This is a genomic window from Flavobacterium sp. IMCC34518 (genome assembly GCF_027111095.2).
GTDB classification, from domain to species: Bacteria; Bacteroidota; Bacteroidia; order Flavobacteriales; family Flavobacteriaceae; genus Flavobacterium; species Flavobacterium praedii.
This window is the reverse complement of sequence record NZ_CP114284.2, coordinates 3198008-3219504: the sequence shown is the minus strand read 5'-3', so window position 1 is coordinate 3219504 and position 21497 is coordinate 3198008. Positions and strand designations below refer to the sequence as shown.

The 21497-nt window shown below is 30.8% G+C and carries 19 protein-coding genes; 10 read left to right on the top strand and 9 right to left on the bottom strand.

The genetic code is table 11. The annotated features are described in order from the left end of the window. Positions 1 to 38 precede the first annotated feature (38 nt). Positions 39 to 2063, bottom strand: a complete 2025-nt coding sequence (locus tag OZP06_RS13820; protein WP_281323842.1) for a UvrD-helicase domain-containing protein — start codon at positions 2061 to 2063, stop codon at positions 39 to 41. Then, the gene (locus tag OZP06_RS13815) at positions 2060 to 4054 is read right to left on the bottom strand and encodes an ATP-dependent endonuclease (RefSeq protein WP_269222375.1); all 1995 of its coding nucleotides are present in this window, start codon (positions 4052 to 4054) and stop codon (positions 2060 to 2062) included. Before OZP06_RS13815 ends, OZP06_RS13820 begins: the two co-directional genes overlap by 4 nt. Before the next feature lie 342 nt (positions 4055 to 4396). Here OZP06_RS13815 and OZP06_RS13810 point away from each other — a divergent pair, with 342 nt between their 5' ends. The 5 genes from OZP06_RS13810 to OZP06_RS13790 all read left to right on the top strand — a co-directional run bounded on the left by OZP06_RS13810 (position 4397) and on the right by OZP06_RS13790 (position 10711). Beyond that, complete coding sequence (locus tag OZP06_RS13810) at positions 4397 to 4864, top strand: MarR family transcriptional regulator (protein WP_269222374.1); 468 nt, start codon at positions 4397 to 4399, stop codon at positions 4862 to 4864. After that, positions 4848 to 7238: a 3-hydroxyacyl-CoA dehydrogenase/enoyl-CoA hydratase family protein gene (locus OZP06_RS13805; protein WP_281324519.1), complete on the top strand. Its 2391-nt coding sequence runs from the start codon at positions 4848 to 4850 to the stop codon at positions 7236 to 7238. The genes OZP06_RS13810 and OZP06_RS13805 overlap by 17 nt, the downstream gene beginning before the upstream one ends. A gap of 72 nt (positions 7239 to 7310) precedes the next feature. Continuing rightward, entirely contained in the window at positions 7311 to 8492 is a 1182-nt protein-coding gene (locus OZP06_RS13800) for an acetyl-CoA C-acyltransferase (RefSeq protein ID WP_269222373.1), read from the top strand. A 42-nt stretch (positions 8493 to 8534) separates the two neighbouring features. Next, complete coding sequence (locus OZP06_RS13795; protein WP_269222372.1) at positions 8535 to 8882, top strand: four helix bundle protein; 348 nt, start codon at positions 8535 to 8537, stop codon at positions 8880 to 8882. Between the two features lie 38 nt (positions 8883 to 8920). Beyond that, a complete protein-coding gene (locus OZP06_RS13790) occupies positions 8921 to 10711 on the top strand; it encodes an acyl-CoA dehydrogenase family protein (RefSeq protein ID WP_269222371.1) in 1791 nt (596 codons plus the stop codon). Between the two features lie 141 nt (positions 10712 to 10852). Here the strand turns inward: OZP06_RS13790 and OZP06_RS13785 are convergent, their stop codons facing one another. From OZP06_RS13785 to OZP06_RS13770, 4 genes are all read right to left on the bottom strand, one after another. Then, positions 10853 to 12097 (bottom strand): BamA/TamA family outer membrane protein, encoded by a 1245-nt coding sequence (locus OZP06_RS13785; RefSeq protein ID WP_269222370.1) that lies wholly within the window; start codon positions 12095 to 12097, stop codon positions 10853 to 10855. Positions 12098 to 12135: 38 nt separating this feature from the next. Further along, complete coding sequence (locus OZP06_RS13780; protein WP_281323841.1) at positions 12136 to 13224, bottom strand: ionic transporter y4hA; 1089 nt, start codon at positions 13222 to 13224, stop codon at positions 12136 to 12138. 154 nt (positions 13225 to 13378) lie between these two features. Continuing rightward, entirely contained in the window at positions 13379 to 13885 is a 507-nt protein-coding gene (locus OZP06_RS13775; RefSeq protein WP_281323840.1) for a DUF4251 domain-containing protein, read from the bottom strand. A gap of 35 nt (positions 13886 to 13920) precedes the next feature. Then, the gene (locus OZP06_RS13770) at positions 13921 to 14352 is read right to left on the bottom strand and encodes an META domain-containing protein (protein ID WP_269222367.1); all 432 of its coding nucleotides are present in this window, start codon (positions 14350 to 14352) and stop codon (positions 13921 to 13923) included. Between the two features lie 127 nt (positions 14353 to 14479). Here OZP06_RS13770 and OZP06_RS13765 point away from each other — a divergent pair, with 127 nt between their 5' ends. From OZP06_RS13765 to OZP06_RS13750, 4 genes are all read left to right on the top strand, one after another. After that, on the top strand, positions 14480 to 15004 hold the full coding sequence (locus OZP06_RS13765) for a hypothetical protein (protein ID WP_269222366.1): 525 nt from the start codon (positions 14480 to 14482) through the stop codon (positions 15002 to 15004). A gap of 71 nt (positions 15005 to 15075) precedes the next feature. Continuing rightward, positions 15076 to 15603, top strand: a complete 528-nt coding sequence (locus tag OZP06_RS13760) for a superoxide dismutase family protein (protein WP_269222365.1) — start codon at positions 15076 to 15078, stop codon at positions 15601 to 15603. 13 nt (positions 15604 to 15616) lie between these two features. Next, on the top strand, positions 15617 to 16186 hold the full coding sequence (locus OZP06_RS13755; protein WP_269222364.1) for a YdeI/OmpD-associated family protein: 570 nt from the start codon (positions 15617 to 15619) through the stop codon (positions 16184 to 16186). Between the two features lie 197 nt (positions 16187 to 16383). After that, a complete protein-coding gene (locus OZP06_RS13750; protein ID WP_281240133.1) occupies positions 16384 to 17586 on the top strand; it encodes an LETM1-related biofilm-associated protein in 1203 nt (400 codons plus the stop codon). A gap of 53 nt (positions 17587 to 17639) precedes the next feature. On the opposite strand, the gene can is transcribed toward OZP06_RS13750, so the two are convergent. After that, positions 17640 to 18278, bottom strand: a complete 639-nt coding sequence (can, locus tag OZP06_RS13745; protein WP_269222363.1) for a carbonate dehydratase — start codon at positions 18276 to 18278, stop codon at positions 17640 to 17642. A gap of 588 nt (positions 18279 to 18866) precedes the next feature. After that, entirely contained in the window at positions 18867 to 19337 is a 471-nt protein-coding gene (locus OZP06_RS13740; RefSeq protein WP_281240135.1) for a Dps family protein, read from the bottom strand. Positions 19338 to 19476: 139 nt separating this feature from the next. On the opposite strand from OZP06_RS13740, the gene OZP06_RS13735 reads away from it, so the two are divergent. Beyond that, the gene (locus OZP06_RS13735) at positions 19477 to 20418 is read left to right on the top strand and encodes a hydrogen peroxide-inducible genes activator (protein WP_269222362.1); all 942 of its coding nucleotides are present in this window, start codon (positions 19477 to 19479) and stop codon (positions 20416 to 20418) included. Positions 20419 to 21284: 866 nt separating this feature from the next. Here OZP06_RS13735 and OZP06_RS13725 read toward each other — a convergent pair. Next, positions 21285 to 21482: a hypothetical protein gene (locus OZP06_RS13725; protein WP_269222360.1), complete on the bottom strand. Its 198-nt coding sequence runs from the start codon at positions 21480 to 21482 to the stop codon at positions 21285 to 21287. Positions 21483 to 21497 lie beyond the last annotated feature (15 nt).

Here is a 21497-nt window from a genome sequence, read left to right as displayed (position 1 = left end):
TGATTTATAATAATGATTCGAAAATTAATTCTGAATATTTATAAAATCACTTTTTCAATTTCGAATCCTTTAAAAAAATCTAACAATTGTTTTTCTTCTTCTTCATCAGAAACTAATCTAACACAAATCAAATTTTTAATGGTTCTCGAACAAGCAACATAAAAAAGTTTTTGATTTTTTGATTTTTTAATTAAATCTTCCTCATCAACATCATAAATTGATTTAAAATTATACTTATTCCAAAAATATTCATCCATTACAACCATTACATTTTCAATACCTGAACCTTTAGTTTTATGCATAGTAATATAATCGGATACTATATTCTCATCAATATAATTATAATAATTTAAGACTTCAGCAAATTTTAATTTCTCAGAAAATAAATCATTGTAGAATGTTTTTCTCTTAATATTTTTTTCAAACTCTACAAACTCTTCATCAGAAATGGAATCATCCTTTGCAATCATTCTCGTCGACGTATTTCCTTCATCAATATATAAAGACTCTAAGTATTGGAATCTATCGTCTTTTTTAAAATTTGCGAGAAAAGCATCTTTATTTGAAATATATTGTTTGTATGAATCTGATTTATTAATCAAATTGCTTTTAAATGCTGTATCTAAGACATTATTAACAGACTCAGTAGAACTTAACAATTCATTGAAGATTTCATTAATCTTAATCTTGTCTTCTAGAGTTTTAAGTTTAAAACCATTTTTTTTCAATTTGGTAAGAACAAAATTATAATTCTTGCTTTTATAAGCAGAACAGAGTTCATATAATTCTATTAATTGAATCCTTGCTAATGTTTTTTCAATTTCCTCTTTAACTTCTGTATATCTGTCATTAAATATCTGATAAAGTATACTAAAATTTAACTCACTTGAAATAGATTTATTAGTTAACATCAATTTTTTAACTTCTGCATTATTAGTTGAAACTTGAGTTATTAATCCATTAAGAGTATCAAAGTAAATGTTTTTGTCTTCACTACTACTGAAAGCATTTGGCTTCTTTCCATAAATAGAATAATACAATTTCACTTCTCCTTTTCTATCATCTACAGTTTCTAAATCTTTTAAAGCTAATTCTTGTTTTAAACCATCATTTCTAATTGTGTTTATAAAATCAATAACTTTATCAGAACATCTAAAATTATCTTCCTTTTCAATTTTAATTAATTTCTCTTCTGATATTTCTCGTTCTACATCTCCAATCCCATCATCATAAATTCCTTGCATAGAATCACCGAAAAAACCAATTGTTGTTTTATTATTTTTAGGTATTGAATTTAAAAAAATATCAACTATTTTTTCATTTGTATCTTGATATTCATCAATTAATATGAAGTCAAATTTATCACTAACAATTTTCCCTAATAATTCATGTTTTTTAAAAAGTAAAGAAGCAATATGTAATAATTCATCATGCCCAAAAGACAATTCTTTAAAATTATTATAACGTGTTTCATTATATCTTACTTTGTTATAATCTATTGAATTAATTTCTGCTTTGATTATTTGATTTAATTTATCTACTTCCGTATTTAGATCATTATTGAATTTTATTGGTTCTTTATCATATTCTCTCTTGCCTGTAACTTTAGAGGTTTTCTCTCCAGTTGTTGAAAATAGCATACCAGAATATTTCCCATATAATTTCTTAAACTTTTCATGTTCATTTTTATTATACCCTTTTTCGTCATCACCAGTAATCAATACTTCTCTTATTATTTTCTCAACTTTAAAAATTTCAAAAATTACCTCGTGAATATTTTTTTTATAATCTTTAATTAAGTCATTTAAAAAAGAGTGTATTGTTGATACTATAAAGTTGTTTTTCTCTCCAACTCTTGCCTTTATTTCTTCAACTGCTACATTAGTAAGTGTGATACAAACCCCTTTTTTATCAGGATAACTTTCAGTAATAAATTCAAGTATTTTTTTTAATGATTCTGTTTTACCACTTCCAGCACCTCCTTGCAAAACAAAATTTTCAAATTTTAACTGAGGATTTTGATTATTATCTATAACCTCTTTTATTTTTTCAATTGCTATCATTTAGCTATCCATTTTAATCCTTCAACAATATATAACGGAGTTTTCCATTCTGCTTTACCCGTTAATGCTAAATACAAAATCGAAGAAGCAAAATCTGATTTTCCATCATCTTTTAAAATTTCTTCAATTAGCTTATAAAAATCAGTTCGCGAATCTATTAGCTTATCCTTTTTCTTGAGTCCCGAAATATCACCCTTAAAATCAGCTATCTTTTTTAAATTGATACTTAAAAAAGCATCTTCAAAACTTCTACCATGATAATTTTCTTCTTTAATCTGATAAGCTATTTTTATAAAATAATCATCATCTTGTAATGAGTTTGATTTCAGCGCTTCGAACCATTTTGTAAATTCAGTACTGTCTAAAGCTGGCTTACATAAAAATTCTGCTATCGAATAATTACTTGTATTTTGACTTTCTGATACCTCACAAGCTTTGAAACTTGATTTTTCTTTTTCTGTAGTCGTTTCAGGTGTAATAACTAATTTAGTAGTATCAATATCTGTAATAATCAAAGTCTTAATTTCTAAAAATTCTAAAAAATGTTTAAATACTTTTGAATTAGCCCCGACTTCAATTATAGAAATATTCTGTGATGATATTTTGTTTTCCGGAGCTACGACTAATTTATCATATTGACTAATAAAGTAAGGTAATAACATTTTTTCTGTAGTTCCTTCAATAAAAATAATTTTTTCAGCAAAGAAAAGTTCAGAAGAATATAGAGTCAAATATTGTTTCAAAAATTTAAAATATTCTTCTTCGCCTTTATATTTAACTTCTAAATCTGTGTAAAAATTTTTTATATTAATATTTCCGCCCTTGAGTTTAAAATAACGCAAATCTGAAAAATCACATTGAGAAACTATGTGTGAAGAATGTGTAGATATAAAAGTTTGTAAATTAACTTTTTCATTAATCTCTCTTATTATTTCCTGAATTTTTTGACTAAAAACATATTGCATTTGAGGATGAGTATGTGCTTCCGGTTCTTCAATAAATAATAGATTTATATCTTTTTTCTCATCCAAAAAATATTTTTTCTTTACTTCAATTTGAAGCAATAAATAAAGAATATTTAAATAACCTAAACCGTTTAAATGTTCAGGTAGATTATTTGAACCGTCACCATAAACAATTTTAGAGTGATTAGTAAATAATTGTTTAGATTCTAAATCTGAAACAACTCTTAAATCCTTTATATCAAGAAATTTTTTAGCATTTTCTAAAAATGGTTCAAAATGTGTTTTATACTTTTCATCTAAAGTAGAATCCATAGTAGCTATTGCATCATTAATCTCAAAAAAATCAGCAGATGATTCTTTATTCTCTTTGTTAAAATACTGAGTAGTCATTTCTGACAAAGCTCTTTTACCATTACCTGTTGTTTCAGAACTTGAAACATTTCTTTTTGCATGAATAACTTGAAAATTTATTAAATTTCTAATACTAGAAATATCTTTCTTAACTAGATTTCCTCTATTAGCTACTTCTAAATCAATGTCATTTTCAAAAACATATATATCTTTATTAATTAAATAGTCTGACAAATTCTTTTCAATAAACTTCTCCTTCTTACTTGTTACTTGTAATAAATCCTTAACCAGTTTATCTTTATCAATTGAACATTCAAATAAAATCTTAACAACATTTACAGCAGGATCTAAGTCTAAAATAAAATCAGATATATTTTCTAAAGAATCTTTAACATCATATTTTATTTCAAGAATCATCTGAATAGATAAATCCTCAATAACTGTAGTATCATCTATCTTAAAAATTTTATCTCTTAGTGATGTAGAAAAATCATAGAAATTAAATTTAAAATTATCATTTCTATAAAACTTATCAAAAAGCATTATAAATGAAGTTTTACCACTATTATTTCTCCCAATTAAAAGTGACAATTCTTGCTTTTCATCTTCATTTAGTAAAAGTGTAGTATCTCTTAATAATCTAAAGTTTTTAATTTTAATTTTGCTTATATACATAATCTTATTTATTTCCTCAAATATAATTATAATAAATTTCTTAAAATTACGACAAACCGTAAAAAGTGAATAAATCGGATTATCGGTTGTCAATCAAATGCAAAAAAGCTTGGAAAAATCGCTTTTGAGTACTCCAAATCAAATTTTTATCCCTTTTTATTCAAAACTCAAAAAAACATCCTTTTTGTTAAAATCACGAAATACTGCGCATGCATAATATTTTCTAAAGTCCTTATTTCAAAGGAGTTTTTTGTCTATATTTATAAAATATTAAAAAAAAACGAAATTTATTATGCGTGCATAGTATTTTTTTTATTACTTTTGAAATCGATATAGTAGAATATGAAAAACAAAACAATAGATTATATCCTAAGAGCAACTTGGCAAGCCGTATCCAGAATGTACAACGAAGAAGCTCATAAATATGAAGCCACAATGGCCACTGGATTTGCTTTATTAAGCATTGATAGAGAAACAGGAACACCATCAACTGCCTTGGGACCCAGAATGGGAATGGAAGCCACCAGTTTGACCAGAACGTTGAAATCGATGGAAGAAAAAGGGCTAATCACCCGCAAGAAAAATCCGGAAGACGGCAGAGGCGTTTTGATTTATCTGACCGATTTTGGAAAAGAAAAAAGAGAGCTTTCGAAGAATACCGTTTTGAATTTTAATGAATCCGTAAGAAAACACATTTCGGAAGAAAAGATAAACACTTTCATAGAAGTGGCAGAAATAATAAACGAACTAATTCAGAATAAAAACATATTTAATCAACAAGAAAACAGTAATGATGAATCGAACCATTAAAAAAGTTGCAGTAATTGGATCCGGAATTATGGGTTCAGGAATTGCTTGCCATTTTGCTAACATTGGTGTTGAAGTCTTACTTTTGGACATTGTACCAAGAGAATTGACTGATGCAGAAGCAAAAAAAGGATTGACTCTTGAGAGTAAAATCGTGAGAAATCGTTTGGTAAATGATAGTTTAGCTACGGCTTTAAAATCAAAGCCCTCTCCTATTTACAGTCAGAAATTCGCCAGCCGAATCACCACTGGAAATACTACGGATGATATGGCGAAAATTGCCAATGTAGATTGGATCATCGAGGTAGTTGTGGAGCGTTTGGACATCAAAAAATTGGTTTTTGAGCAAATTGAAAAATTCAGAAAACCAGGAACTTTGGTTACATCAAACACTTCTGGTATTCCAATTCATTTCATGAGCGAAGGACGTAGCGAAGATTTCCAAAAACATTTCTGCGGTACTCACTTTTTTAACCCGGCTCGTTACTTAAAATTATTCGAAATCATTCCTGGTCCACAAACTTCAACAGAAGTATTGGATTTCTTAACGATATACGGAGAAAAATTCTTGGGAAAAACTTCCGTTGTTGCCAAAGATACTCCAGCATTTATTGGAAACCGTATTGGTATTTACGGAATTCAAAGTTTGTTCCACTTGGTAAAAGAATTGGGATTAACTATTGAAGAAGTAGATAAATTGACTGGTCCGGTTATTGGACGTCCAAAATCGGCTACCTTCAGAACTGTAGACGTTGTTGGATTGGATACTTTGGTGCATGTTGCCAACGGAATCTACGAAAACTGCCCGACAGACGAACAACACGAATTGTTCAAACTTCCAGAATTTGTTAACAAAATGATGGAAAACAAATGGTTGGGAAGCAAAACAGGTCAAGGTTTCTACAAAAAAGTAGACAGAGATATTCTTTCTTTGGACTTGGATACTTTGGAATACCGTCCTGCCAAAAGAGCTTCTTTTGCTACTTTGGAATTGACAAAAACAATTGACAAACCAATCAACAGATTTAAGGTTCTGGTAAAAGGAAAAGACAAAGCAGGTGAATTCTACAGAAAAAGTTTCTCTGGAATGTTTGCTTACGTTTCCAACCGTATTCCTGAAATCTCAGACGAATTATACAAAATAGACGATGCCATGAAAGCTGGTTTTGGATGGGAAAATGGTCCATTCGAAATTTGGGACGCCATTGGTGTTGAAAAAGGAATCGAAATCATGAAAGCCGAAGGTCTTGCCCCAGCCCCTTGGGTTACCGAAATGTTAGCTTCTGGAAGTACTAGTTTTTATACTATTAAAGAAGGAGCAACTTATTTCCATAATATTCCAACCAAATCGCAAACTAAAGTTCCAGGCCAAGATGCATTCATCATCCTGAACAACATTCGCGAAAGCAAAAAAGTTTGGAGTAATAGCGGTGCTATCATCCAAGATTTGGGTGACGGAATTTTGAATTTAGAATTCCAATCCAAAATGAATACTATTGGAGGTGATGTTTTAGCTGCGATCAATAAAGCGATAGATTTATCCGAAAAAGAATACCAAGGTTTGGTTATTGGAAACCAAGCAGCGAATTTCTCTGTTGGTGCCAATATCGGAATGATTTTTATGATGGCAGTGGAGCAAGAATACGATGAGTTGAATATGGCTATCAAGATGTTCCAAGACACTATGATGCGTGTGCGTTATTCCGGAATCCCGGTTGTAGTTGCTCCTCACGGAATGACTTTTGGCGGTGGTTGCGAAATGAGTTTGCATGCTGATAAAGTGGTTGCTGCTGCAGAAACCTATATGGGATTGGTTGAATTTGGTGTTGGGGTTATTCCTGGCGGTGGTGGTTCGAAAGAATTGGCCTTACGTGCATCCGATTTATTCCGTAAAAATGATGTCGAACTGAATGTGTTGCAAGAATACTTTATGACTATCGCTATGGCAAAAGTATCGACTTCAGGTTACGAAGCATTTGATACTGGACTTTTACAACATGGTAAAGATATTATAGTTGTAAACAAAGACCGTCAAATTGCTGAAGCTAAGAAACATGCTTTATTAATGGCCGAAGCCGGTTATACACAACCGATTCGCAGAACAGATGTAAAAGTCTTAGGAAAACAAGCATTGGGAATGTTCTTGGTAGGAACCAATCAAATGGTTGCCGGTAAATACATCTCGGAACATGATCTAAAAATCGCAAACAAACTAGCTTATGTTATGGCTGGTGGTGATTTATCTGAAGCTACTTTGGTGTCTGAGCAATATTTATTGGATATTGAAAGAGAAGCATTTTTATCACTTTGTACTGAGAGAAAAACGCTAGAAAGAATTCAGTTCATGTTAACCAAAGGGAAACCACTCCGCAATTAATTTTAAATTATAAATTATGAATTTTAAATGCCCTTTGAATTAATTTAAAATTCAAAATTCAAAATAATAATTATGAAAACAGCATATATAGTTAAAGCGTATCGTACTGCGGTAGGTAAAGCGCCAAAAGGAGTTTTTAGATTTAAAAGACCTGATGAGTTGGCTGCAGAAACCATTCAATACATGATGAATGAGTTGCCTGATTTTGACAAAACACGTATTGACGACGTTATGGTAGGAAACGCCATGCCGGAAGCAGAACAAGGTTTGAACGTAGGTCGTTTAATCTCTTTGATGGGATTAAAAGTAGATGACGTTCCAGGTGTTACCGTAAACAGATATTGCGCTTCAGGATTGGAAACAATCGGAATGGCAACTGCCAAAATCCAATCAGGAATGGCACATTGTATCATTGCCGGTGGAGCCGAAAGCATGAGTTTTATTCCAATGGGAGGTTACAAACCTACTCCGGATTATGCTGTTGCAAAAGCGGGACACGAGGATTACTATTGGGGAATGGGATTGACATCCGAAGCGGTGGCGAAACAATTCAACATATCTCGTGCAGACCAAGATGAATTTGCTTTTCAATCACACAACAAAGCATTGAAAGCTCAAGCTGAAGGTAAATTTGACAAACAAATTGTGCCTATCACGGTAGAGCAAACTTTTATCAATGAAAACGGTAAAAAAGAAACCAAATCATACGTGGTAAGCAAAGACGAAGGTCCAAGAGTTGGAACTTCTTTGGAAGGATTAGCAGGTCTTAGAGCTGTTTTTGCTGCAGACGGAAGCGTAACTGCCGGTAACTCTTCGCAAATGAGCGATGGTGCGGCATTCGTACTGGTTATGAGCGAAGAAATGGTAAAAGAATTAAATCTTGAACCAATAGCTCGATTGGTAAACTTCGCCTCTGCAGGTGTTGAGCCAAGAATCATGGGAATTGGGCCTGTAAAAGCGATTCCAAAAGCGTTGAAACAAGCAGGATTAACGCTGAATGATATCGATTTAATTGAATTGAACGAAGCTTTTGCTTCACAAGCATTAGCAGTTACTCGTGAGTTGAACTTAAATCCAGATATCATCAATGTAAATGGTGGGGCGATTGCCTTAGGTCATCCTCTAGGTTGTACCGGAGCTAAGTTATCTGTTCAATTGTTTGACGAGATGAAACGCAGAGGAAGCAAATACGGAATTGTGAGTATGTGTGTGGGAACTGGACAAGGAAGTGCTGGTGTTTTTGAATTAATTTAATTTTATTATAAATTTTGAATTATAAATTTTAAATGAACGTGCATGAAGGAAAATATTATTGCAACAAAAACATTTGATTTTGCACTATCGATAGTAAACCTTTTTATTCAGCTTAAAAAAGAAAATGAATTCATAATTTCTAAACAAATCTTAAGATCTGCCACAAGTATTGGAGCGAATGTTGAAGAAGCAATTGCTGCACAATCAAGAAAAGATTTTATTCATAAAATGTCCATTGCTTCAAAAGAAGCTAGAGAAACTAAATATTGGTTGCGATTATTAGATAAATCTGATTTAACAACAATTGAAATTAATCATTATTTAATCGAAGTTGAACACATAATTAATATAATAACCAAAATCATTAAAACATCACAAGAATCAAAATAATTTAAAATTTAAAATTCATAATTTAAAATAATAAAGCAATGAGCGACAAAACAAGAGGTGGTCAATTCATCGTAAAAGAAACAAAATGTGAAGATATCTTCACGCCAGAAGATTTCAATGAAGAGCAATTAATGATGCGTGACTCTGTAAAAGAGTTCGTTGACAAAGAATTGTGGGCACACAAAGATCGTTTTGAGAAAAAAGATTACGGGTATACACAAGAGTGTATGAAAAAAGCGGGAGATCTTGGTTTCTTAAGCGTAGCAGTACCGGAAGCTTATGGTGGAATGGGAATGGGATTTGTAAATACTGTTTTGGTATGTGATTATATTTCGGGAGCAACGGGTTCATTCTCTACTGCTTTTGGAGCGCACACCGGAATTGGTACCATGCCAATCACATTGTACGGAACAGAAGAGCAAAAACAAAAGTATGTACCAAAATTAGCTTCTGGAGAATGGTTTGGAGCATATTGCTTAACTGAGCCAGGTGCTGGATCTGATGCTAATTCTGGAAAAACAAAAGCTGTTTTATCTGAAGACGGAAAAACATATTCGATCACTGGACAAAAAATGTGGATTTCGAATGCAGGATTCTGTTCTGTTTTCATTGTATTCGCAAGAATTGGTGATGACAAAAATATTACTGGATTTATCGTAGAAAACACTCCAGACAATGGAATCTCGATGAATGAAGAAGAACATAAATTAGGAATTCGTGCATCTTCGACTCGTCAGGTTTTCTTCAACGAAACTAAAGTTCCTGTAGAAAACATGTTGTCTGAAAGAGGAAATGGTTTCAAAATCGCAATGAATGCTTTGAACGTAGGTCGTATCAAATTGGCAGCAGCTTGTTTGGATGCACAACGTAGAGTAATCAATGGAGCCGTAAACTATTCTAACGAAAGAATTCAGTTTAATACAGCAATTTCTCAATTTGGAGCTATTCGTTCTAAATTGGCCGAAATGGCAACTTCTTGCTACGCAGGTGAAAGTGCTACATACCGTGCAGCAAAAGATATTGAAGACAGAATCACGGCTCGTGAAGCTGAAGGTGTTTCGCACCAAGAATCAGAATTGAAAGGTGTTGAAGAATATGCTATCGAGTGTTCTATCTTGAAAGTAGCCGTTTCTGAAGACGTTCAAAACTGTGCCGACGAAGGAATTCAAATCTTTGGTGGAATGGGATTCTCTGAAGACACACCTATGGAAAGTGCATGGAGAGACGCTCGTATTGCTCGTATCTACGAAGGTACAAACGAAATCAACAGAATGCTTTCAGTTGGAATGTTGATCAAAAAAGCAATGAAAGGTCACGTTGATTTACTTGGACCTGCTTCTAAAGTACAAGAAGAATTAATGGGAATTCCATCTTTTGAAACTCCTGATTATTCTGAATTGTTTGCTGAAGAAAAAGAAATGATCACCAAATTGAAAAAAGCATTCCTAATGGTTGCCGGTGGAGCGGTTCAAAAATACGGCCCAGACTTAGATTCTCACCAACAATTATTGATGGCTGCCTCTGATATCTTAATCGAAATCTATATGGCCGAGAGTACTATATTGAGAACCGAAAAATTAGCTAAAGCAACTGGTGAAGACAAAGTGAAAGAACAAATTGCAATGGCAAAATTATACTTATACCAAGCGGTTGACATCATCACTCAAAAAGGAAAAGAGAGCATTATTTCTTTTGCTGAAGGCGATGAGCAACGCATGATGTTAATGGGACTTCGTCGTTTTACTAAATACACCAATATGCCAAATGTTGTTGGATTAAGAGAAACGATTACTACAAAATTAGTAGCAGAAAATACTTACTGCTTCTAATTCATAATTTTTTTTAGTTTTTTATTTGTTTAAAAAGCCGCAATTGTCCCTGAATGACAAAGCGGCTTTTTTATTTTGTAAAAAAATTAAAAAATACAATTTTGAATAAGAGAGAACCAGTAAAGGTATTTTGTACAATAATTAAAAAGTTTCCCCTGCATTAAGATAGAACCCTTTAGAATGATTCCCAACTGCATAATCTAAAACCAAATTCGTACGAGTGGCCTTATCAATTAAAATTCTCAAACCCAAACCAAAAGCAGGTTGAATATATTGCAAAAGTCTAATGTTATTAATTTCATTACTAGCCGTGGTTAAATTTGTAAAAACTGTTCCACTAAGGAATTGATTACAAGTTATAGGAAAACGCAATTCAGCTTGAAAATAGGCTAAACTATTTCCTCTAAAAAGACCTTGAGTATACCCCTCACCGCTTCGGCTTCTTTGGTCCCAACCAATTGAAGGTAAATTCAAATACGGAACAACTCCTTTGGTCACAAACTGCCCATAAGCCCAAATACCCAATACAAAATTTTCCTTTTTGGAATCTAATGGAAGAAAATATCGCAATTCCGAATAAAGAACATTACTAGCGCTTTGTTCGTTAAATAAATCAGCATTAAATCTATAATTTAATTTTGCATACCAACCTTTTCTTGTATTAATTTGATTATCTCTAGAATCATATATCAAATTAAGACTCAAGCCATTTACAAAATATTCATTTGTATTAAAGCCATATAAAATACTATACTCATAATGGTTGGTATAAATTCCGTTATTAACATCTAAGTTTGTATCAACTATTGTAGAATACCAATCCAGTTCTATTCCGCCTCCTACATAAAAATGTTTTTTTATTTCCCAAGAAGCCGTTTGATGAAACTTAAAATAGTTATAATCCATAGGTTCTTCAATCGATTTAATATCAAAATCAGGATCTTTATTATATTTTGGAATATTGTTTGTCCCTAACCCATAATTGGGTTGTGTAAAAACATATAATCGATAATCTCCACTTAAATATAATTTATTATCACTTAATAAAATATTATTTTTAACATTCAGTAATAATTGTTTTTTGGTTGTAAAAATCAAACCAAGATTAGTGGATGAATATTTATCTAAAACATCTCTACCTTTAAAAGTATATTGAATTGCTGCTCCAAAATTTAATCCCGTTGCAGGTTGAAATCCAATAACAGGCATTACTAGCAAAAAACTATTCTTTACTGGTTTTACCATTAAAATAGAATCTTTTTTATTAAACAATTCAAAAATAGTTTTGGGAGTACATGAATTGTCAATATCTGTAGCTATTTGAGCATAAATAACATTCTGATTCAGAATAAAACAAACAAAAAAAGAGATTAAATATTTAATCATATCGTTCTTATTTAAACAATTACAAACTGAACAATCTACTACGGAATTATTGTTGTAAATAAATAGACTGAAAAAATAACTAACAAAACAACCCCTTGTATCATCGTGGTTTTTCCAGTGCGCAATGAAAGTGACAATACAAAAAGAGATAAAACAAATAGAACAGTAGATTTGATATCTATTCCCAAATAAAGGGGCATATCAAAATAAATGGATACAAATGCAACTGCAGGAATTGTTAGTCCGATACTGGCTAATGCAGAACCTAGAGCTAAGTTTAAACTAGATTGCAATCTATTTTTACGAGCTGCATTCAAAGCCGATATCCCTTCAGGCAGTAATACGACCATTGCAATGATAATTCCAACTGTTGATTTTGGAGCTCCAATTGAATCAATACCGGTTTCAATACTAGGAGACAATGCTTTAGCCGAAATAACGACTGCTACTAAACTAATTAACAATAAAACAGAACTTACAATACTAACCTTTAAAGTTGGGGGTGTTTCATGAATCTCTTCTTGCGCATCAGCATTTTCCGGCAAAAAATAATCGCGATGTTTGACTGTTTGCATCAATAAAAAAGAACCATAAAGTAACAATGAAATAATTGCTACAAAAAACAGTTGATTTGTATTGAATTCCGGACCTATAATACTAGTGGTATAATTTGGCAAAATCAAAGTCAAAACAGAAATCGCTGTCAAAACCGTCAAGGCTGCACTAACCCCTTCCAATCCATAACTTTGCTCTTTAAATTTCAATCCTCCAATTAATAAACAACCACCTACAATACCATTTATAATAATCATTTCGGAAGCAAAAATGGTATCTCTAGCCAAAACTGCTGTTTCTTTACCACCTGTAAGCATTAATGAAACAATTAAAGCTACTTCGATTGTCGTAATTGCTAAGGCTAAGACCAAAGTTCCCAAAGGTTCTCCAACACTTAGTGCTATCACTTCTGCAAGATGTACTGCTGCCAGAATACAAACTATCAAACTTGAAGCTAGAAAAAACAAATACCAACTTCCAAAATTAAACGAAATTCCAGCATACAGTAAACAAGTTAAAATTGGGGCAACGACTGACCACAAAGGAAGATGAGAATTGATTTCTTTTTGCATAAGTATTTTATTTTATAAATATTTTAAAACAATTGTTGCGTCTATTGCTGTTACTTAAGAAAAAACTCAACTTAAGAATCTCCATCATTATCGTTCAACCTTTTTTTGTGTAATTATAATTTTAGATAATTATACTAAACATAAAAAAACCAACTTAATTGACTTTAATTTGGTCTACACGCCCTAGATAATTAATTGAATTTCGATTGGAAGAATTTATTGTTAATGATGCATTTCCTTCCAAAAAAACAATTAAAGTAATACTGTAATAATCTGAATTGTCTTTTACTTTTGCTAAAATGGTATACCTTTTCTTGTCTTTAGTTATCGAATAATCTTGAATAGGCCCTTTGAAATCCAATCCCCCTCCTTTTCCAAAACCTATTCCAGCATAAGCCCTACCAAAATAGGGCATTTCACTAAAAATAGAATCTTTTTTAAAACGCAAATAATTAGGATTTGTAGTCAAATCAATACTTCTAGTCCCTAGAGGGTAAGCCGTACTAGCTACAAACTCATATTCTTTTGAATCAACAAGAGCTTGAATTTCATTTTGCTTTACAATTATTTTTTCTTGTTTGATTTGCTGCTTTGACTTTTCCTGAGCAAAACCAATAAACATTGAGAAAAAAAGTAAAAAAGTAACAAAAACAGTTTTCATGATTTGAAAGTTCAAATTTATATAAAAATCAATCGTCAATCTTGATGGGTAAATCGCATCATAACAACGTCATTCATCAAAAAATTCAATGTTTTTCCTTCATCTGTAATCGTATAGGAATCAATCTTCTTTAGTATTTCCATATAAACAGAATCTCCATTTCCTTCACAAGCCATCATTGTCATACCCATTTTAGCATCTGCAAAATTAATTTTGGAACCATCTACAAGTAAAGCACCAAAATATTGATTACAACTATTGTTTCCTGCAACTTTATTTTCTTTTAAATCGAAGGAAATTGTCGGTTTATTATTAGGAAACAAACCATCAAAAGCAATTCTGGGGCCAGAAATATAATTCAATTGCCAAGTACCTTCCAATGAATACGATTTTACAGCAGATTTTGGAGTACCACAAGAAGCAAAATTCGCTCCTATAAACATAAATAATAATGCTATTTTTCTCATAATCTTGTAATTAAATTTATAATTGTTTCTTGTAAAAATAAGAAAAATTACTAAGATAAAATATGTTTTGAATTCCTATTTGTTTTTTATAAAGGGTATTATTATTTTCGTAAAAAGATAAAAAATCATGATTATACTAGGAATTGGTTCTCGAATAGAACATCCCGAATACGGAAAAGGAGTAATTACCAATGTTTCATCCAAAGAATATTGGGTGACATTTATTGAAAACGGATTAGAAACTATCGCAATAGACGATGCGTTCAACGTTATTGAAGCTACTGTTGACGAAGTGGATACCGTTAGTTTTTCGGAAGTGGAACAAAGTTTAAGAGACCTTTTGAAAAAATGGTCTGATGTATCCGAAATAGTTCCAATAGGCGACAAATGGAAAGGTGGTAAACTTATTTTAGAACCTGGACAAGCTGGGTTGGCCTCCAAAGAAATTCCAATTGATACTTTTTTCCATAAAATTATAATGGTTCGAGATCGACTACGCGTAATGGAACAAAAAATAAATAGCAGCAAAATAGAAGAATTAGAAAAGATAGAATTACAACAATACCTTACCCGTATTTATGGTAGTTTGACATCTTTCAATATTTTGTTTAAATCTCCGACAAACCATTTTGTGGGTGAAAAATCAAAATAGAATTTAAGAAACAATTAATTTTAATACGCTTTTTTATACGTATTTTTATAGTCCAATTAAAATTTTAAATTATGAAAAAAATCGTCTTTTCTATCGTTATTATTATTGCTGTAATTATAGGTTGCAAAACCAAAGGTAACGCAAGTGATTCCAAAAGTTTAAACCTGATATTTGAATCCAAAAGCAATAGCAATGTAACAGGTACAGCTACATTTGTGGAGAAAAATGGCAAAGTAACCTTTGTGGCAAAAATTGCTGGGTTACAACCAGGAATTCATGCCATACACATACATGAAAAATCAGATTGTACAGCTGCTGACGGAAGTTCTGCAGGAGGACATTGGAATCCTACTTTCAAAAAACATGGAAAATGGGGCGTAGGAGAATATCACAAAGGAGATATTGGCAATTTTATTGCAGATGAAAAAGGAAACGGTACTATTACTTTAACTACAGACGAATGGACTATCGGCGGTGAAGATCCTACCAAAAACATTCTTGGAAAAGGACTTATTGTACACCAAGGAGCAGATGATTTTACAACTCAACCTTCTGGTAATGCTGGGGCTAGAGTAGCTTGTTCTGCAATTATCAAATAATTTTTTTTTGGCCTTGAAAGAAAAGGAACATTATTACTTTAAAAACACAACAGCTTGGCGGGAATGGTTGCACCACAATCATCATTCGTCAGCTGGTGTTTATTTAATTTTTTATAAAGTAAATAGTCCTTTCGAAAGCATGCGTTGGGAAGAAGCTGTTCAAGTTGCCATTTGTTATGGATGGATCGATTCTACTGTTAAAAATATTGATGAACACAGCCGCAAACAAATGTTTACTCCTAGGAAACACAATAGCGTTTGGAGTAAACTCAACAAAACCTATATTGAAAAATTGATTGCAGACAATCTGATGCATGAAAGTGGATTGGCTAAAATTGAAATAGCTAAACAAAATGGATCTTGGACTTTCTTGGATGCTGTCGAAAATTTGCTACTACCCGAAGATTTAAAATTAGCATTCGAAAAAAATAAAATTGCTTTCGATAATTACAAAAATTTTAGTCCTTCCTATCAAAAAAGCTATCTGTACTGGCTCAACCAAGCCAAAAGAATTGAAACCAGAAACAATCGAATTACAATAATAATTGAACATTGTAAGCAAAATAAAAAATCTAGGGAATAAATTTATCAAAAAATTGAATATTCAAGACACTTAACAATAGTGATGATTTTCTATTAAAAAAAACCTTTTGCCAAATCTTAATTTACTTTACTTAAAAATTGAAGATTTCATAAAAATAGAGTGTACCCCATTTTATAAACCCTAGAAACAAACATTGATTCATAAAAATACATAGCTTTGCAAATCAAAACATAGCAATGATTAACCCTTCTGCACCTGGTTGGATAGATAAATTCTTTATTAAACTAAAGTTATCAGAACAAACTGTCTCTGAAACGGAAGATGATTTTTATCAAAAATTAAGAAATACCGGTTTCATATATGGTCACATCATTTCATTTGATATTCCTTTCAAAATTGAAACTAAAGGTTGGTTTCAAGAAGAAATTTCAAAAATCGCATTATTAAATGCTTTATATGGTGTATTTACAGAAACCAAAAAAGAAAAGGACTCAACACTTTTTATAGAACAAGTGAATGCCTTTTATAAACAGATGCATCCAGAAGGATTCAATTTATTCAAAAAGATTTTACCAAAAAGCACACCTTCGTTAACACTAGAAAAAATAATAAACCAACGGGTACAGACGAATGACAATATCATCAATAAAAACTTTTCCCATTTAGTTACCAATGCTCTTTTATTCATAGATGTTTTAGCTTTTCGCCAATATCTTATTCATGGTAATATTCCTGAAAAGTACCTAAAAAAGATCGAAGAAACGATTATTAATATTGTTACATTGGCTTTGAAAATAAAAACAAATAAATCTCAATACGATGATTTATTAATAAAATTATTTGAAGCTTCAATTCGGTATAGTAAATTTTCTAAAAACAAAAACACAACCCTAGAGACATTAGAACTTCATTACTTTACTGCTGATTTAGAAAAAAAATACCTTATTGATATTGCAGGAATGGCATTATGGAGTGATGGTGTTTTAGAAAATAACGAAGCCTATTTTTTATATACTTTGGCTCATACTTTTGCAATATCAAATGAATTTGTCTCACAAAGTATTTTGAGTACAGATGCATTTATTTCAAAATATAAAAAAGAGATTCCGTATTTTAACTTTTCCAATCCTGTTAAACATTTTTACGACCAAACGACCCAAAGTGTCGTAACACTTGTTTCAAGAAACAAAACAAGACTAGTAAAAGAAATCATTCAAAGTAAGGAATTAATGCTTCTTTTGGCCCATTCTACCCACAGAGATTTAGATGAAAAAGAAAAGAAAAAAGTCAAAAAACAAATATTAGACATTTGTAAAACCATCCCTTCTTTAACAATATTCTTACTCCCGGGAGGTAGTTTGTTATTACCAATTTTAATCAAATTTATACCTACATTACTGCCATCGGCATTTAATGAAAATTTAAACAATGATGACTAAATACAATAAAAGCTACCAAAAAAGTAACTTTTATTGTTTTATAGGGATTTATATTATTCGAAATTCAATTGATACACTCCTGTCAGATCTTTGTTTGAACTAAAATTAACTCCTAAATCCGTAACAAAACCAGAATTTAGCCCATAAACCCATCCATGTATAGTTAATTCTTGTCCCGATCTCCACGCTGATTGCACTATTGACGTTTTAGCCAAATCATAGACTTGCTCTTTTACATTGATTTCAACAAACTTGTTAAATCGTTCCGTTTCATCTACAATAGAATCCAGATACAAATGATGCAAACGATAAACATCTTTGATATGTCGAATCCAGTTATCTATAATACCAATTGAAGCATTTCCCATTGCTGCTTTTATACCTCCACAACCATAGTGACCGCATACAAGAACATGTTTTACTTTGAGAACATTTACAGCATAATCCAAGACACTTAACATATTCATATCCGAATGGACAACCATATTTGCAATGTTTCGATGTACAAATACTTCTCCAGGCTTAGCACCAATAATTTCATTTGCAGGAACTCGACTATCCGAACATCCAATCCACAATAACGGTGGTGTTTGGCTTTTGGCTAAATCCTTAAAATATTCAGGATCATTATTCAATTGATCTTCAACCCACTTTTTATTATTATCTAATATTTTTTTATAAAAATCACTCATTTTAGATGTATTATTTTTTTAGTAAATGTATATAGAAAATTTACAGACAGTAAAGTAAACCATTTTTACGCTGATTATCCAAAAAATACAACAAACTTAATCAATTTGAAACTCTTATTTCAATAGGGATTTTTTCTATAATCACCCTTTAAAAAAATTAAACCACTGTCGATTTAAAGTCCTTAGATTGGTTTGGCAGACTGAAAGTCTTCGATGTTGAAAAGTAAAATCTACCACAAATTCACAAATTTAAAGACTTAGAAAGAAAAAATATCGCGAATTTGCGGTGGATATTTTTAGAACCTGAAAGAAAAATGCACTAAAGTACATAGTTTTAACTATTTTTGAGACCAATAAATACAATTAACAATTGAACCATAATGATAATTTGTAACGCTATTCTCAAGTGCTACTTCTTTCTTAAATCCTGCTAATTTAAATCTCAGTTTACTATTTTTCGATACTGTTTTTAATTCCAGTATAAAATTAAAACAAACCCATTTATAAAGATTAGATTCTAAATATAAAATGCCCACTTGATTTTAAACATCAAATAGGCATTCCTTTTTTATTATCAAATAGTAAAGTTTATTCTAACCAAGCATTCATCATCCAAATGGTTTTTTCCTGTTCTACAATAAAATCACTCATCATAGAAGAAGTACCTTCATCGTTAATTGCAGAAGCCTTTTCTAAAATTGTTCTTTCAATTTGTAACAATTGAGAAAGAGAGCTTACAATTAATTGAATACTAGTTTCATCATTTGAAATATTTTTACCAACTGCTAATTTATTGAATTTCAAGTAATCTTCAAAAGTATGTAATGGTCTACCACCCAATGTCAACACTCTTTCAGCAATTAAATCAATTTTTAATTGGGAATCATTGTATAATTCCTCAAATTTAAGATGCAAGTCAAAGAAACGTTTTCCTCTTATATTCCAATGCATCCCTCTTAAACTTTGATAATAAACTTGAAAATTTGACAAAAGAACATTCAATTCAACTATTATAACTTCTGATTCTGCTACCGGTAATCCTATTGCATTTAATTTCATCCTTGTTTAATTTAAAGTTTACTCTATTTATAAACCAGAGTAATTAGTTATTTTATTTAACAAATTTACAGAATAATTAAAAAAATTTACCATAAGTTAAATTGATTGTTTTTATATTTGCATAAAAAATTACTATTTCATGACTATCACACAACTTAAATACGTATTGGCTGTAGCCGAACATAAAAATTTCACTCAAGCTGCCGAAAAATGTTTTGTAACGCAACCAACATTGAGTATGCAAATTCAAAAAATTGAAGAAGAACTTAGTATTCAAATTTTTGATCGCACCAAAAAACCAATTCAATTAACCGATATAGGCCAAAAAATTGTCACTCAAGCAAAAAACATTGTAAATGAAGCTGATCGAATTCAAGATATTGTAGAACAACAAAAAGGTTTTATAGGAGGAGAATTTAGACTTGGAATTATTCCGACGATTATGCCAACATTACTTCCTATGTTTTTGAATAATTTTATAAAGAAATATCCAAAAGTTAAACTTATTATTGAAGAACTGAATACTGAAGAAATAATTACAAAATTAAAAAATGGGCATTTGGATGCTGCCATAGCCGCAACTCCATTGGAAGATGAGAAAATCAAAGAAATTGTGTTGTATTTTGAACCATTTGTTGCTTACATTCCAGAAAACAATGCTATTTTTCAGAAAGCAGAAATTGAAATAGATGATCTTAATATTAATGAAATTTTGCTATTGCAAGATGGGCATTGTTTTAGAGATGGAATTTTAAATTTATGCAAAAATCGTAACGAATCAGGCCTTAAGTCATTCCAAATAGAAAGTGGTAGTTTTGAAACTCTAATCAAACTAGCCGATGAGGGATTAGGAACTACATTATTACCCTACTTACATACATTGGACTTGAATGAGTCAGACAAATTAAAATTAAGACATTTTAAAGAACCAAAACCAGCAAGAGAGGTTAGTTTAATATATCCCAAAAGCGAATTAAAAATTCAAATCATCGATGCTTTAAGAAGTACAATTGCCGGAGTTGTAAAAGGGGCAATTGTTTTTCAGAATGTACAGATTGTAAGCCCACTGTCAAAAAAATAATTAAATAAAAAAGGAACCAAATTACAGTTCCTTTTTGCCTCTTTTTTAGTTTTTGATTTTGGACTTATTGAATTTAATATATAAAAAATATATTCTTAATTCTGGTTTATCTTTTGTGTAAAAAAACAACCATTTTTTTAAATTTTCCAACTCAAAAGGTAATAAATTTTTAGCAGCTATTTTTATCTCTTTAGCGAAAAGTTTGGGATCAAGACTCACTCTTTCGAGCACCATTTTGGTATAATCGTATATCATCCTAGACATAACAAAAACAGCTTAGAGGTTAAGTATAGTAAACATACTCAAAGTTAAATAAAAGTTTTAATTTACGAACAAAAAAAATCTATTAAATTCACAAATAATCGACAAAATACACATTATAAAATATTTTTGTAATTTTTTTTTTATATCTTAAAACAAGAAACAGCCAAAATAAATAATTCGAGTTCTTACTAAAATAGTAATTCTTACCTGTTGGGTGCAATTATTTTAAACACAAAGAAACATAGATTTTCTAGGCTCAAAAAAGAGGCGTTTGACCTATTTGAAACACACATAGTGCTCTATGCGAAATAAATATATTTTTTTTTGATATTCTTTTTTAAAATAAAGTTTATATTCCTCCTATGTTTTAAAAAAATTTTATGAATTACATTCAGTAAATTAATTCCTATAAAATCACTCTTCCCTATTGTCTTTCGTGAATACGTATACTTTTGAGAAAGTGTATTTTATTTTTACAATTTAAACACAAAGAGTCATGCCCAAATAAAAGAGGTGAATTCAATTTTTCTAATATTAAACATTGTTATCTATTATGTAAAAATGGCTATAAAAAAAGGAACCAAATTCATGGTTCCTTTTTATTATTTATTTACAATTATCAAACATTGCTTTAATTCTGGTTTTTCTATTGTGTAGTTAAACAACCACTCTCTTAATTGATCCAGTTCGAAAGGCAGTAGTGTTCTTATAGCTTTTTCTAATTCTTTACAAAACAATACTGGATCAAAACTTACTCTTTCCAACACAGATTTTGTGTAATCAAACATTATTTTAGACATAATAAATTAAGATTT